A 13,561-nucleotide genomic window follows, 5' to 3' on the forward strand; every position below is an offset into this window, starting at 1 on the left:
GGCAATAAGTGGCGCGAGTCTAGCACGGTAGCTGTACCGTCACCCAGACAGGGCGATGATCGGAACTCTCTGGTGCACTCACCCAGTTACTGCCAGGTTCATCGCCCTGGGGCCAGAACACACCGTTATCAACCAATTTCAGCATGGTGGACGGCAGTACATAGTCAACACGTTTCTGCCAGTCTGCGGTGATATCACCACCGCTATGTTGCGGTATCGGTAGGCTCTGCAGGCGCGGGTGGTTTAAAAGCGTGGTAATGGCGCCCGGGGCGCTGTCGCCTCGCTGCGGGTCGGCATTGAGGTCACCCAGCAGTACAAACGCAGCTCCGGCCGGCAGACCGCCAGTTCTGCGCTGATCATCCGCAATCCAGGGTTCATCATCCAGGTAATGACACCAAAAACGAATTTCGTCGGCATTGCGGCATTGGTTGCGCCGTTCCGGACCATCAAATACCGGTGGCGTCGGGTGGCTGGCCAGTATATGCAAGCGCTGCTGGCCAATGAGCACCGGTATATCCCAATGGGACTTGGACGACAACCGCAGTTGCTGCCAGAGGCCATCCGGATAATAAAAACGGCCATGCAGCCGTGGCCGGTTGGGATTGGGCAAAGCAGCCCAGCGAAAGCGCCGAAAAGTGCGTATGGCCGTTGTATCTAGCGGGAAACGGCTCAGCAGAGCCATGCCGTACTGCCCGGGAAATCGTCCAAAGCCATGATTTTCACCGGAGTTTCCTACTTTTACCCCGGTATTTACCGGTGCAACGTAACAATAGGGATAAGGTTTTGGCAGATACTGATGATTGAATGCCTCAATGCCGGCCGAGGCATCAGCAATGTAGTCAAACTCATTGAGCAACACAATGTCGGCATCCAGCAAGGTTAGCTGGGCCGCAGCATTGCTCAGGAGTGGGTGATTACTGCCCGCTAGCGCTCGGCGTAGCGCCAAGGGATCTGGATCACTTTTTCGGCAAAAACGTCCCGCTTCCAATGCGGCATTAAAGGTTGCTAGCTTTACGAACATAGGCCCCCAGGCTCAGATGATTAGCCGCAAAAACCGGGCTGTTAGCGACACGTTCACCGAAAAAACCGTTTGAGCCAACGTTTTCATATGACCTTTTGCAACGTGACAGAATAATGACACCGGGTTGTTGCTCTGTTAAATTACGCCCCCGGAACACCCCAGCGACATAAAACTGTCAAATTTATGCTGTAGAACAGTGCTCGCTGTGGTTCCAAGCAGCTGAAAAACCATAATCGACGGTGTTTTTTAACTAACTTCACAGGAACCTGACATGATCAAGGGTCTCGTAAAAAGTCGCCTGGCACTGGCTCTGAGCCTTGCCCTGGGCGCTTCGACGGCTGCGTATGCAGCTGACACCACCTCTGCGGTGCGCGGCACCATTACTGGCCCGAACGGCCAGCCCGCCGCCAACACCAAGATCACTCTGGTACACACCCCTACCGGTACCACCACCGAAATCACCACTAATGCAGATGGCTCTTTCAGCGCCACTGGCCTGCGTGTAGGCGGTCCCTACCTGGTAGTGATTGATTCCGACAAGTACCAGGACGTATCGAAAGACGACGTATTCCTGAAGCTGGGTGAAACCCTGCGCCTTAACGAGCAGCTCAAAGCAGCTGGCGCAGCAGAGACCCTGACTGTTTACGGTTCCAAAATCGCCTACTCCAAAAACGCCGGCGGCGCCAGCGTATTCAGTGAAGACGACATCAAGAATGCTCCGTCATTCAACCGTGATATCAAAGACGTGGTTCGCGCTAACCCGCTGGCTACCACCCTCGGCGGTACTGATGACCCGCTGACAGTAGCTGGTCAAAATCCTAAGTACAACAGCATCAGCATCGACGGTGTTGGCCTGAACGACGACTTCGGTCTGAACAACAACGGTTACCCGACTCAGCGTTCACCGATTTCCATGGACGCCATCGAGCAGGTTTCTATTGACGTTAACCCCTTTGATGCTAAATACGGCGGTTTCTCCGGCGCGCGCATCAACGCGGTAACCAAATCCGGTACCAACGAATTCCACGGTGGTGTTTTCTACGAGAAAACCTCCGACTCCTGGGCCGGTAAAGCAAAAGACCCCTACAGTGGTAACGAGCTTGAAATTAACGGTGTCAAGAGCGACACCTACGGCTTTAACGTTGGTGGCCCGATCATCAAAGACAAGCTGTTCTTCTTCTTGAACTACGAGAACTACAAAAAACCGAGTTCCGTACTGTGGGGTCCTGCTGGCTCTGGTGCCGCTAACCAAACCCAGTGGACTGACAGCGCGTTCAAAGAGGTTCGTGACTTCACTCAGCAAAAATACGGTGTTGATATCGGCGACTGGAACAGCGCGCCGGAAGAAACCAACAAAACCATGCTGGCGAAGATCGACTGGAACATCAATGATGACCAGCGGGCGTCTTTCTCTTACCAGCGTGTACGTGGTAACCAGGTTCGTAACCAGACCACCAACCCTAACACTCTGAAGCCGTCCAGCAACTGGTATAACAACCAGCAGGACCTGGATGCCTACGCCCTGCACCTGTACTCCGACTGGAACACCAACTTCTCTACCGAATTGGCTGTATCCTACAAAGACGTTAAGACTGCGTCTGTACCGGGAACCAAGGCTATCGGCACCGTCATCATTGACAACATGGATGCTACCAACGACGATGGCGCGAAAATCCAGTTTGGCCCGGACGTTTATCGCCACGCCAACGAGCTGGAAACCAAAACCTGGAAAGTGGACCTGGACGGTACCTACCTGGTTGGTGACCACAAGCTGAGCTTCGGCTGGCAGTATAAGCGCCTGGACATCTACAACCTGTTCGCGCCGACTTCCCTGGGTCAGTGGACCTTTGACGATATCGCCGCTTACAAAGCCGGTACCGCCAAAAGCTTTGCTTACTCCAACGCCTACACCAACAACGCTCAGGACGCTGCCGCGACCTTCGTGATGGGTACCAATGCGTTCTACATTCAGGACGACTGGAACCTGAACGACACCGTCACCCTGAGCGGCGGTCTGCGTTACAAGCGACTCTTTAACAACGACACACCGACCTTCAACCAGAACTTCTTTGACCGCTACGGTATCACCAACCAGACTAATCTGGATGGCAAAGATATTCTGATGCCGCGTCTGGGCTTCAAGTGGTATGCCACTGACGCTCTGACCGTACACGGTGGTATTGGCCGCTTCTCCGGTGGTGCGCCGAACGTTTGGATCTCCAACTCCTACAGCAACGACGGCATTACCTACGTGAACTACAACAGCAACGCTGTTGTGGGTGACTACCTGAACAACGTTGATGTTACTCAGGTACCGCAAAACGTACAGGACACCATGGTTGCTGGCGACGGTAGCGTTGCTGCGGTTGACCCGAACTTCAAGATCCCGTCCAGCTGGCGCGCCAGCATCGGTTTCGACTACCAGTTCGACATCCCAACACTGGGTGACAACTTCACCTGGAGTGGTCAGTTCCTGCGTATCGACAACAAGGACGATCTGAACTGGATTGACCTGAACCGTGTTGACAACGGTGCTCGCACCAGCGACGGCCGCATCATGTATGACTACGTGGATCCAGCGGTAGCGGGCCACACCGACATGCTGCTGACCAATGCTGATAAAGATGGCCACTCCAACATCATCAGCACCAGTCTTAGCAAGAACTGGGACAACGGCCTGTACATGACCGCTTCGTACACCCACCAGGATGTACAAGAAGGTAACCCGGGCACCAGCTCTATCGCTTCGTCCAACTACAAGTACAACGTTATGGTTAACCGTAACGAAACCTTGATGGGCACGGGTAGATACGAAGTTGAGCACAGCTTCAAGCTGAACCTGGGCTGGAGCCACGAGTTCTATAAAGGCTACGCTACCAAGTTCAACATGTTCTTCTCTCGCCGCTCCGGCCTGCCGTTTAGCTGGGTTCTCAACAGCTACAAGAGCAGTGGTGCGCTGGGTGATAATGGCTACATTTCCAAGTACTCCGAGTATGTACCATACATCCCGACTGGTCCTAACGACCCGAACGTGGCCTACGCGGGTGGCATGACCTACGACAGCTTCATGAAAGATGTGAACGCTGCTGGCCTGGGTAAATATGCAGGTGGTTTCGTACCGAAGGACGCTTCTCGTACCCCTTGGATCAACACCATGGACATCTCTGTTCAGCAGGAAGTGCCCGGCTTTGCCGCTGGCCAGAAAGGTACTGTGTACCTGACTGTGAAAAACTTCCTGAACATGCTGAACAAAGACTGGGGCCGTGTTATCGACAACCAGTACGGCACCAAGAACCTGGTTGGCGCCAAGTGGGATAGCACCACTGGTCAGCTGACTTACTCGCCGGTTTACGGTGGCTTTGACACCAAGCAAACCTTCGAGAGTGACCGTTCTACCTGGTACCTGAAAGTGGGCGTACGCTACACCTTCTAAGCACCATGACAGAACGTAAAAAAGCCAGCCTTCGGGCTGGCTTTTTTGTTTTCATAAAAAAGAAACAAAAAACATATTGAATACAAAATGTTAAATAATATAATAGGCGACGTTACTTTATACGGGTAACAATTAACATAAATCAATATATGGATGTGTTTTTATGAAGAAGATTATCCCAGTCTTTGCACTTTCTTTTATTGCAGCGACGATGCCTCTCCACGCTACAGCGGAAGAAACTGCTCCAACTCTTGCACAATCAATAACGAAGAAAGTAACGAACGCGATAGCAGGTAATGTAGCATCACTATTATCAGATGCTATTTTTGGCTCAAGTGGGCAAACTCAATATGCTACGCTGAGTGAAGAGAGCCTTAGAAAAATTGAGGATATAGTAAACAAGCAACTAGTAAAGTCTTCAGAATATGATCTTTTTGCTAATATTGACTCGCTAGGAGACACTATTAATTATTACCATGCATCCGTTACGAATAACAATCCAGACTACAGCATACTAGATAATGCCTTAATCAAAGCGAATGATGTGGTAAACCACCAGGCTTTCAACCAAAATTATAACCCGAATTATTACTATCTCGCTGATTCCTATTCCGTTGCAGGGTCTTTAGCTATAAGTGTTTATACAGAAAGATATTTGCAAGGTTATATCTCTGCTGCTGCTGTTTCTGATGAAGCTCATACTTTGGCAAATAAGTTAGAAGCCATGGTTAATGTACGTAAAAGCATGGAGCTTCCTCTTTTTGATCATTGTGTAATGATCAGCTCCCCTTATGACCCGTATGAAAGATCTCGCTGCACTCTAGAAACTCAAGATGGACACATTATTTATCAAAAAGATATTGACAGTTCATCTGATGCGGGTTTTCAAACTTGGGATGCAAAAATGCAAACTCAAAAAGAAGTATATTACCAAGAAAATTATGGCGTGCTTGACAATGTAATTGCTGATTGGAAAGCATTATAATTCATGTTTTAAGCGAAGGCCCCCTTGGGCCTTCCTTATTAATTAATCGGCTACCACGGATAAAAATGGCGTAATAGTGCCGTCAATCGGGCCAGCCAGAGGCAAGTGCAGGATCCTTGCGACCAGTGGATAAACATCAATGTTGTCGAAGGGTTTCAACATAATCCCTTTTTTGAAGGCCGGGCCTTCTGCTACAAAGAGCGCGCCCATGTCTTTAAAGTAGCTGTAGCCGTGGTTGCCATGGCCGTGGCGATCCTTGAGCGCCTTGTCGGTAAAATAGCGTGGCGCAGTCGTCTCTAAAATAATATCAGCCACTCGCGGACTACCGGTGTAATGCCGGGCAGCCAGCTCGGCTTCTGTGCGTACCACAAAGCGGTCATCGCCCTTGAGTGCGGCTTTTTGTCGGGCAATAGCTGCGGCATCGGTGCCGGGTTTGGCATAAAGCAGCAGCCGGGTGCTGGCATTAACGACCTTGAAGTCTTTACTGACCGGTAACTGGCGATAATCAATGGCTTGCGCCGGGTCGATATTGGTCATGCCATGGTCGGCCACCACTATCAGGTTGACCGGCTGCTTCACCTTGTCGCGAATACCGTCACGCAGCTCACCAATGATGCTGTCGACGTAATGCACCGCTTTTGCCGTCTCTGCCGAATCCGGGCCAAAGTTATGGCCCTTGGTATCAACCAGTGAGAAATAGCCGGCAATAAAGTGCGGCCGGGTTGCCGCCGGCATGTTCAGCCAGGCGATGATCTGCTTGACCCGCTGGTGGTAGTCCGATTTCTGGGAGTAATGGTAATAATAATTTGGCGTCATGCCACCGATCCGGGCATCTGACTCAGGCCAGAAATAGGCGGCACTTTTAACCCCGTTCATCCGCGCCAGATTCCACAGCGGCACCCCATGTAGCCAGGTACTGTCAGCTTTGCCGTCGCCCAGGTCATAGCACTGCCAGCGGTCTTTGTCGCAAAAATGGTTATCAACAATACCGTGGTGAACCGGGTACAAACCGGTGATAAGGCTCAGGTGGTTCGGGAAGGTTTTAGTGGGATATACCGGCCGCATCTGTTCGGCGCGTACGCCATTTTTGGCAATGGCCGCCAGGTTGGGGGCGCCGTGTTTTTCAATGTAATCCCAACGAAAACCATCGAGGGAGATCATCACCACGGTCGGCTCAGTTGTTGCCAACGCTTTGGGCGCAGGCATGGTGCTCTGGCAGCCGGCCAGCAACAGAGCGGCAAGTAAAGAATAGAAAATAGGTTTCATGACAGTTCCTGTGAAAATAGCCGCCCCCCTTTTACCAGCCTTTAGTGGCAATTTCAGGACAATAGGGGCGGACGCCAATAAAAAAGCGCCTAACGGCGCTTAGTTCAGAGAATGCGGTTTTCGTTCCAGAGCGCTTCTTTGGCTTTTCGCTTGGCCGCTTCTTTGGCCAGCTTCTTTTTCTTGTTGTCACAGGGTTCGGGGCAGTCGCAAGCCTTATCCAGGCCTAGGGAGCTGATGCCACCACAGGAGCCGGAAATACTCTTGCGCTGAAAAATAAACCCCACTGCCATGGCAACGATGACCAGTAAAAAAATCCCGAATGCGTACAGAAAAATCATCATTACTGTGCCTCTTAAGCTGGGAGGGGTGACGGCCGCCAGTTTAACGCTCCGGGCCGCCGATGTCAGCGCTCTAGAGATAAACGGCTGGATAAAAAAATGGCTGGCACCAGGGCCAGCCATTTGCATGCAGGAACAACCACGGCACTTAGCCGCCGAAGTCATCCAGCAGGATGTTTTCGTCTTCCACACCCAGATCTTTGAGCATCTTGATAACGGATGCGTTCATGATCGGCGGCCCACACATGTAGAACTCGCAGTCTTCCGGGGCGTCGTGATCCTTGAGGTAGTTCTCGTAAACCACGTTGTGGATAAAGCCCGTGTAACCGTCCCAGTTATCTTCCGGCTGCGGATCAGACAGAGCGACATACCAGTTAAAGTTGTCATTCTCTTTTTGCAGCATGTCGAAATCTTCGGTGTAGAACATTTCGCGCTTGGAACGGGCACCATACCAGAAGGTGATCTTCCGATCTGACTTCAGGCGGCGAAGCTGATCAAAGATATGGCTACGCATCGGCGCCATACCGGCACCACCACCAATGAAGACCATTTCCGCATCGGTATCTTTAGCGAAGAACTCACCGAAGGGACCGGAAATCGTTACCTTGTCACCCTCTTTAAGAGACCAGATATACGACGACATCTTGCCGCAAGGCAGGCTGAGGTTATTCGGTGGCGGCGTGGCGATACGGACGTTCAGCATGATGATGCCTTTCTCGTCCGGATAGTTAGCCATGGAATAAGCACGGATGGTGGTGTCATCCACTTTTGATTCCAGATTAAAGAAGCCAAAACGCTCCCAGTCTGGGCGGAATTTCTCCGGCACATCAAAGTCTTTGTACTTAATGTGGTGCGGCGGCGCCTCGATCTGAATATAACCACCAGCACGGAATGGAACATCTTCCCCTTCCGGAATGGCCAGTTTCAGTTCTTTGATAAAGGTCGCCTTGTTGTCATTGGAAATGACGGTGCATTCCCACTGCTTGACACCAAAAATTTCTTCCGGCACTTCAATTTGCATGTCTTGCTTGACAGCAACCTGACACGACAGGCGGCAACCTTCTTTGGCTTCACGCTTGTTGATGTGGGACTGCTCGGTAGGCAGGATCTCACCGCCACCTTCTTTGACCACCACACGGCACTGACCGCAGGTACCACCGCCACCACAGGCGGAGGAAACAAAGATACCACTGGATGCCAGAGCGCCCAGCAGCTTACCACCGGCCGGCACACTGATAGCCTTGTCCGGATCGTCATTAATAATAATAGTTACGTCACCACTGGAGACCAGCTTGGCGCGGGCAGCAAGGATCACCACCACCAGAGCCAGTACGATCAGGGTAAACATCACTACGCCGAGAATAATTTCCATCGACTTTTCCTTTGCGCTTTGGGCGCGGCTTTAGCCGCGCTTACAACTGAACCCCTGAGAAGGACATGAAACCCAGTGCCATCAGGCCAGCAGTAATGAACACACTGCCCAGGCCGCGCAACCCATCAGGGATGTCGGCATACTTGAGTTTCTCACGAATACCGGCCAGCAGAACGATGGCCAGTGCCCAACCCACACCGGAACCGAAACCAAACACCACCGATTCGGTAAAGGTGTACTCGCGCAGCGCCATAAAGGACACCGCACCGAAAATGGCACAGTTAACGGTGATCAGCGGCAGGAAGATACCCAGGGCGTTGTACAGAGCCGGGAAGAACTTATCGAGGATCATCTCGAGGATCTGCACAATCGCGGCAATAACACCAATCCAGGTAATGAAGCTGAGGAAGCTCAGGTCCATCCCTTTAACCAGGGCATCAGGCGCCAGAATGTAGTGGGTAACCAGCTGGTTCATCGGTACGGAAATGGTCAGTACCACGATAACGGCAATACCCAGACCCAGCGCCGTGGAGATCTTCTTGGACACCGCCAGGAAGGTACACATGCCCAGGAAGAACGACAGCGCCATGTTTTCGATGAAAATCGAGCGCACCAACAGGCTGATGTAATGTTCCATGGTGTTTACTCCTTAGGCTCGACTTGCTCGGGGCGGAAGGTCCGCAGAACCCAGATCAGGCCACCGATAATGAAGAACGCACTGGGCGGTAACAGCAGCAGGCCATTAGGCTGATACCAGCCACCGTCTTTGACCAACGGCAGTACATGGAAACCAAATACCGTGCCGGAACCGAACAGTTCACGGATGAAACCTACGGTCATCAGCAAGGCACCGTAACCCAGGCCGTTACCGATGCCGTCCAGGAACGACATCAGCGGCGGGCTCTTCATGGCGTAGGCTTCGGCCCGGCCCATAACGATACAGTTGGTGATGATCAGGCCCACAAATACCGACAGTTCTTTGGACAGCTCGTAAGCGTAAGCCCGCAGCACCTGGTCAACCACGATAACCAAAGAAGCAATGATGGCCATCTGTACGATGATCCGCACACTGTTGGGAATGTGGTTACGAATCAGTGAAATGAACAGGTTGGAAAAGCCGGTCACCAGCGTCAGCGCCAGTGACATAACGAAGGCTTTGTCCATCCGGCCGGTAACCGCCAGCGCCGAACAGATCCCCAGCACCTGAAGGGCAATAGGGTTGTTGGCGAGGATCGGCCCCAGCAATACGCTCTTGATTTCTTTGCTGTTAGCCATTGCTCAGTTCTCCTTTACGGACCTTGTCCAGATACGGGCCAAAGCCCTCCTGCCCCATCCAGAAGGTAAAGGTGTGCTGAACACCATTACTGGTCAGGGTAGCACCGGACAGTGCGTCTACATCGTGCTTGGAGCCAGCAGGGGCACCACCTTTCACCACCTTGATGGCAGGCTGTCCCTGAGCATTGTAGATTTTCTTGCCAACCCACTTGGCACGCCAGTTCGGGTTTTCTACTTCACCGCCGAGCCCGGGAGTTTCACCCTGCTCGTAGTACGTCAGGCCGGAAATGGTGTTGCCGTCAGGTTTTACCGCGACAAAGGCATACATCATTGACCACAGGCCATAACCACGCACCGGCAGCACCACAGAGGTCACTTGGCCAGCATCGTTTTTGGCCAGGTATACCGAAGCATACTGGGCGCGACGCTTGAGTTTGGCCACGTCCACTTTCGGGCTCAGCTCTTTGTTGAGCTTGGGATCTTTAGACGCTTTGCGTTGGTTATAGTGAGCCGGATCTTCACCCGCCACTTCCTTGACGTAGTCACCGGTCGACAGGTCAACAATCTTCGGCACGATGTGCGAGTTGTAAACCGACAAAACGGCCTTGGCATTCATGCCCGGCTTGAGCAAGCCGGCGGCATCAAGGATGTTACGTTGCTTATCCAGCAGTTTGTTTCGCTGTTGCGCGGGTTTGAGGGCCACGGCGGCAGCAGATACCACCACGGAACACACCAGGCTTATCGCCAGAACCACGCCGATTGTCTTAGCGATACTATCGTTGCTCTTAGACATTACGGGCAAGTCTCCGCTTGATGTTGGCCTGAACCACAAAGTGGTCGAACAGAGGGGCAAAGAGGTTGGCAAACAAGATGGCCAGCATCATGCCTTCCGGGAAGGCCGGGTTGACCACACGGATCAAGACCACCATGACACCAATCAGCAAACCATAAGCCCACTTGGCCTTGTCGGTGAAAGACGCTGACACCGGATCGGTAGCCATAAACATCATACCGAAGGCAAAGCCGCCCAGAACCAGATGCCAGTACCACGGCATGGCGAACATCGGGTTGGTGGTAGAGCCAATCCAGTTGAACACCGTCGCCATGGCAGCCATGCCCAGGAAGGTGCCCAGCACAATACGCCAGGAGGCGATGCGCAGGAAGATAATGGCCAGACCGCCAATCAGAATAGCCAGGGTAGAGGTTTCACCCATAGAGCCCTGAATGTTGCCGTAAAACGCCTGCCACCAGGTGTCGTTCAGTGCATAACTCATCTGCCCAGCAGCGGCTTGGCTCAGGTAAGTTGCACCAGAAAAACCGTCTACGGCAGTCCAGACGCTGTCACCAGACATAAAGGCCGGGTAAGCAAAGAACAGGAAAGCACGGCCAGCCAGTGCCGGGTTCAGGAAGTTTCGGCCAGTACCACCGAAGATTTCCTTGGCCATGACCACGCCGAAGGAAATACCCAGAGCGGCTTGCCACAGTGGAATGGTCGGCGGCAGGATCAGCGCAAACAGGATAGAGGTCACGAAGAAGCCTTCGTTGATCTCGTGTTTGCGAATCGAGGCAAAGACCACTTCCCAGAAACCACCGACGATAAACACGGTGATATAAACCGGCATAAAGAAGCAGGCACCGTACCACATCATGCTGCCCCAACCGGAATTGGCGCTCAGCTCACCACCAAGGGCGTGAAACAGGCCTACCTGCCAGACATCCGCCAGCTGGTAGCCCGCCGCCAGCGCTTGCTGCGCCTGGTGACCGATGTTGTACATGCCATAGAACATGGCCGGAAATACCGACAACCAGACCATGATCATGATGCGCTTGAGATCAATGGCATCACGAACGTGGGTCTGGCCACGGTTCACCTGGCCCGGGGTATAGAAGATAGTGGCCGCTGCTTCGTAAAGCGCGTACCACTTCTCGTACTTACCGCCTTTTTCGAACTGCGGCTCAATACGTTCGATGAAGTTCTTCAGGCCCATGGTTAACCTTCCTTCTCGATCTTGGTCAGGCAAGCACGCAGGGCAGTGCCGTAGTCATATTTGCCTGGACAAACAAAGGTACAGAGCGCCAGATCTTCTTCATCCAGTTCCAGTACCCCCAGTTTCTGCGCACTGTCGGTATCACCGGACAGAATGTCACGCAGCAGCAGGGTCGGCAGGATGTCCAGCGGCATCACCCGCTCATAGTTGCCAATCGGCACCATGGCGCGAGGAGAACCATTGGTGGTGGTGCTCATACCAAACAGTTTTTTACCAAAATGGCCAAGATAGGCACGGGTCACGGAGAACTTGTCGCTGCCTGGTGTCAACCAGCCAAACAATTCCTTCTCACGGCCTTCCGGCAGTACGCTGACCTGCACGTGGAAGCGGCCCAGATAACCATGTACCCCATGGGCATTGGCACCAGACAATACGGACCCGGAAACCACCCGGTTTTCACCGGTTTTCAGCTCACCGGTAGTCAGCTCAGCCAGGTTGGCACCAAGCTGGGTACGTACCAGGCGGGGCTTGTTGACACTGGGGCCAGCCAGTGCAACGACGCGGCTGCTATCAAGCTTGCCGGTAGTGAACAGCTTGCCGATCGCAATCACGTCCTGGTAGCCCAGATGCCAGGCCATACGGTTCTGGGCGGCACCAAACAGATAGTGGATCTGTGTACCAACCAGGCCAGCCGGGTGCGGGCCACGCACGTCATTAAGCGCGACCTGCGGCGCAGTGACTTTGAGATCACTGCCGGCGGCCTTGGACACAAACAACTTGCCGTCAGTCAAACGCGACAACACGGTCAGGCCTTGGTTAAAGGCATCCAGTTGTTCGTTGATGATGACAGCCGGGTCAGCGGCGAGAGGGTTGGTGTCCAGAGCAGAAACGAAGATGGCGGCGGGTGCAGAGTCAACAGCGGGAGCCTTGGAGTAAGGCCGGGTCCGCAGTGCAACCCAGAGGCCGGATTCAACCAGTTGGTCAACGACCGCCTGGCGCTCCAGCTCAGCCAGCTTGGCCGGGTCATGGGCGGTAAAGGTGATTTCGTCATCGCCGTCAATTTCAATCACCACAGATTGCAGCACACGCTGCGCTCCACGATTAATTGCCGCGACCTTACCGGCTGCGGGGGCGGTGTACTTCACACCAGGATTTTTTTTGTCGTCAAAAATGATCTGCCCTTTCTTGACAGTATCACCTTCCCGGACGTGCATCGTCGGCCGCATACCGACGTACTCTTCGCCCAGGACGGCAACTGTCTTGATGGCTGGACCATCATGGATCACTTGCTCAGGCGTTCCGCTGATTGGAACGTCAAGTCCTTTCTTGATGGTAATCATACGCACATTGCACAACAGTTAAGGGAAATCTGTAGGCTGACCGCGGCCCCGACAGTGTGTTGCCAGAGCGGCGAGAAAAGCGTTTTTATGCCGGATACAGGATCCGGGGGTTATTCAGGCGGCGTATTTTAGCACCCCTACCCCTGCCGTTACCAATGCAAATCGGTGTATTCGCAGCAGTTTCTTTTTTTAATACGGGTAGGGGTATAGGTATAAGCCCGATAACTCAGTGCTGAGCAGAGCCGCCACGGCAAGCCGGTGAGTCAGGCACCTGCTGGTGCTCGCTTCGCCACTCCTCAGGAGAATAAGTATGCAGCGCGAGCGCATGAACTCCATTGGCCAGTTCGCCAGCCAAGGCCTTGTTAACTGCCCGGTGGCGGCTCAATAGCCGCTGCCCGGCAAATTGCGCTGACACTAACACCACCTTGAAGTGGCTTTCTGTGGCAGGCCCGCCATGCATGTGAGACTCATTGATCACCGACAGATATTGCGGCGCAAAGGTGGCTTGTAATGTGTTTTCAATACGGGCGGCGACTGACATCG

12 protein-coding genes are annotated in these 13,561 nt (G+C 53.1%); 2 read left to right on the top strand and 10 right to left on the bottom strand.

Features of this window, described 5'->3' with window-relative positions; all coding sequences use genetic code 11:
* Positions 1-19: 19 nt before the first annotated feature.
* Positions 20-1,021, bottom strand: a complete 1,002-nt coding sequence (locus WDB70_RS10890; protein WP_406664231.1) for an endonuclease/exonuclease/phosphatase family protein — start codon at positions 1,019-1,021, stop codon at positions 20-22.
* Positions 1,022-1,292: 271 nt separating this feature from the next.
* Between WDB70_RS10890 and WDB70_RS10895 the strand changes: the two genes are divergently transcribed.
* Together WDB70_RS10895 and WDB70_RS10900 are read left to right on the top strand one after the other, a co-directional pair.
* Complete coding sequence (locus tag WDB70_RS10895) at positions 1,293-4,454, top strand: carboxypeptidase regulatory-like domain-containing protein (RefSeq protein WP_406664233.1); 3,162 nt, start codon at positions 1,293-1,295, stop codon at positions 4,452-4,454.
* 163 nt (positions 4,455-4,617) lie between these two features.
* On the top strand, positions 4,618-5,439 hold the full coding sequence (locus tag WDB70_RS10900; RefSeq protein WP_406664235.1) for a hypothetical protein: 822 nt from the start codon (positions 4,618-4,620) through the stop codon (positions 5,437-5,439).
* Positions 5,440-5,481: 42 nt separating this feature from the next.
* Here WDB70_RS10900 and WDB70_RS10905 read toward each other — a convergent pair whose 3' ends face one another.
* The 9 genes from WDB70_RS10905 to WDB70_RS10945 all read right to left on the bottom strand — a co-directional run bounded on the left by WDB70_RS10905 (position 5,482) and on the right by WDB70_RS10945 (position 13,559).
* Positions 5,482-6,705: an ectonucleotide pyrophosphatase/phosphodiesterase gene (locus WDB70_RS10905; RefSeq protein ID WP_406664237.1), complete on the bottom strand. Its 1,224-nt coding sequence runs from the start codon at positions 6,703-6,705 to the stop codon at positions 5,482-5,484.
* Positions 6,706-6,809: 104 nt separating this feature from the next.
* Entirely contained in the window at positions 6,810-7,046 is a 237-nt protein-coding gene (nqrM, locus tag WDB70_RS10910) for a (Na+)-NQR maturation NqrM (protein WP_406664239.1), read from the bottom strand.
* Positions 7,047-7,191: 145 nt separating this feature from the next.
* Positions 7,192-8,415: an NADH:ubiquinone reductase (Na(+)-transporting) subunit F gene (nqrF, locus tag WDB70_RS10915; protein ID WP_406664241.1), complete on the bottom strand. Its 1,224-nt coding sequence runs from the start codon at positions 8,413-8,415 to the stop codon at positions 7,192-7,194.
* 40 nt (positions 8,416-8,455) lie between these two features.
* Positions 8,456-9,052 (bottom strand): NADH:ubiquinone reductase (Na(+)-transporting) subunit E, encoded by a 597-nt coding sequence (nqrE, locus tag WDB70_RS10920; protein WP_406664243.1) that lies wholly within the window; start codon positions 9,050-9,052, stop codon positions 8,456-8,458.
* A 5-nt stretch (positions 9,053-9,057) separates the two neighbouring features.
* Entirely contained in the window at positions 9,058-9,690 is a 633-nt protein-coding gene (locus WDB70_RS10925) for an NADH:ubiquinone reductase (Na(+)-transporting) subunit D (protein WP_406664245.1), read from the bottom strand.
* Positions 9,683-10,483 carry a Na(+)-translocating NADH-quinone reductase subunit C gene (locus tag WDB70_RS10930; protein WP_406664247.1) on the bottom strand — a complete coding sequence of 267 codons (801 nt, stop codon included), beginning with the start codon at positions 10,481-10,483 and terminating at the stop codon, positions 9,683-9,685. Before WDB70_RS10930 ends, WDB70_RS10925 begins: the two co-directional genes overlap by 8 nt.
* A complete protein-coding gene (locus tag WDB70_RS10935; RefSeq protein ID WP_406664249.1) occupies positions 10,476-11,678 on the bottom strand; it encodes an NADH:ubiquinone reductase (Na(+)-transporting) subunit B in 1,203 nt (400 codons plus the stop codon). The genes WDB70_RS10930 and WDB70_RS10935 overlap by 8 nt, the downstream gene beginning before the upstream one ends.
* A 2-nt stretch (positions 11,679-11,680) precedes the next feature.
* On the bottom strand, positions 11,681-13,018 hold the full coding sequence (locus tag WDB70_RS10940; RefSeq protein ID WP_406664251.1) for a Na(+)-translocating NADH-quinone reductase subunit A: 1,338 nt from the start codon (positions 13,016-13,018) through the stop codon (positions 11,681-11,683).
* A gap of 226 nt (positions 13,019-13,244) precedes the next feature.
* A complete protein-coding gene (locus WDB70_RS10945; RefSeq protein WP_406664253.1) occupies positions 13,245-13,559 on the bottom strand; it encodes a BolA family protein in 315 nt (104 codons plus the stop codon).
* Positions 13,560-13,561 lie beyond the last annotated feature (2 nt).

The sequence above is a fragment of the Gallaecimonas aegicerasi genome, assembly GCF_045291545.1.
In the GTDB taxonomy this organism is placed as follows: domain Bacteria; phylum Pseudomonadota; class Gammaproteobacteria; order Enterobacterales; family Gallaecimonadaceae; genus Gallaecimonas.